The sequence below is a fragment of the Streptomyces sp. NPDC055506 genome, from assembly GCF_053643595.1.
This window is the reverse complement of record NZ_JBSHKH010000288.1, coordinates 1-1467: the sequence shown is the minus strand read 5'-3', so window position 1 is coordinate 1467 and position 1467 is coordinate 1. Positions and strand designations below refer to the sequence as shown.

The window sequence follows — 1467 nt, the reverse complement described above, 5'->3', positions numbered from 1 at the left end:
GGGGCAGGCCCGGCGCCCCCAGCGCCTTCAACGACCCGGGCCGTCCGGGAGGCCCCGGCGCGCCCGCCGGCCCCGGAGCCATAGGCGGGCCCGGTGGACCCGGCCGCCCGGGCGCACCCGGCGGTCCCGCGGGCAAGGGCGGCCCCGGAGGCCCCGGCGGCCCGGGTACGGCCAACCCTGCCGGCGGCCCCGGCCCCCTGGGCGGTGCCCCCGGCGGCGGTATGAGCGACGACACCGCGATCCTCACCCCGCAGAAGCCGGCCCCCGAACCGGACGGCCAGGGCTACGGCCCCCGCCACGACAACGTCTCCGGGCACACCGTCACCAGCGGCATCCCGGTCGTACCGTCCGGCGGAGCCTCCCCGTTCGGCCCGGGCGCGCCCGGCGACGGCCCCGTGCCGCCCGGGGCCCCGAAGCTGCCCGAGCCGGTCTCCCCGCCCCCGGCGAGCTCCTCGAAGGCGCCGAAGAAGAAGGGGCGCAACAAGCTCGTGCTGCTCGCGGCCGGCGTGGTCGTCGCCGCCGGTGGCCTCTACGGCGCCGGTCTGCTGATGAACCGCACCGACGTCCCCAAGGGCACCTCCGTGCTCGGCGTCGACATCGGCGGCACCACCCGCGACGGCGCGGTCAAGAAGCTCGACGCCGCCTTCGACGACCGGGCGGGCAAGCCGCTGAAGCTGTCGGTGGGCGGCAAGGCCGTGTCCCTCGACCCGGACAACGCGGGCCTGCAGTTCGACATGGACGCCACGGCCGACGCGGCGGCGAAGAGCGACTACAACCCGGTCTCCGTGATCGGCTCGCTCTTCGGCAACCACCGCGTCGTCACGCCCGTCATGCCGATCGACGAGGAGAAGCTGCACGCGTCCCTGGAGACCGCCGCTGGCGGCTCCGGCTCGTCGTCCGACGGCACCATCAAGTTCCAGGGCGGCAAGGCCGTCGCCGTGTACGGCAAGGCGGGCCAGGGCATCGACGTCGACAAGTCGACCGCCGCGATCGAGGAGGCCTACCGCACCCAGGTGGAGACCGGCACGGCCGGCGCGGTGACGCTCCCGACCACCAGCCGGAAGCCGACGGTGTCGAACGCCGAGGTCGACCGGATGATGAAGGAGTTCGCGCAGCCCGCGATGTCCGACCTCGTCACCGTTCGCACCGACGCGGCCCACAGCATCGACTTCGGCCCCGTCTCCCTGCCGAAGATCCTCGGCTTCAAGGCCGTGGACGGCAAGCTGGTGGACACGTACAACCTCAAGGCGCTCCAGGAGGCATACGGCACGACCTTCGAGGGCGTGCAGATCGAGGGCGCGAGCGGCAAGCGCGACGTGCTGCCGCAGGACGTCGTCTCCGCGCTGCGCAAGGCCCTGCGCGGCAAGACACCGGCGGAGCGCGTCGGAGTCATCGAGACCAAGCCGAACTGACCTCGTAGGGTCCGGACGGACGAGCAGCCCCTGCCTCACCGGGCAGGGGCTGCTC

1 pseudogene is annotated in these 1467 nt (G+C 74.1%); it reads left to right on the top strand.

The features are described from left to right. Nucleotides 1-1412, top strand: a pseudogene (locus ACWIF2_RS40680) (hypothetical protein); the annotation flags it as partial. Nucleotides 1413-1467 lie beyond the last annotated feature (55 nt).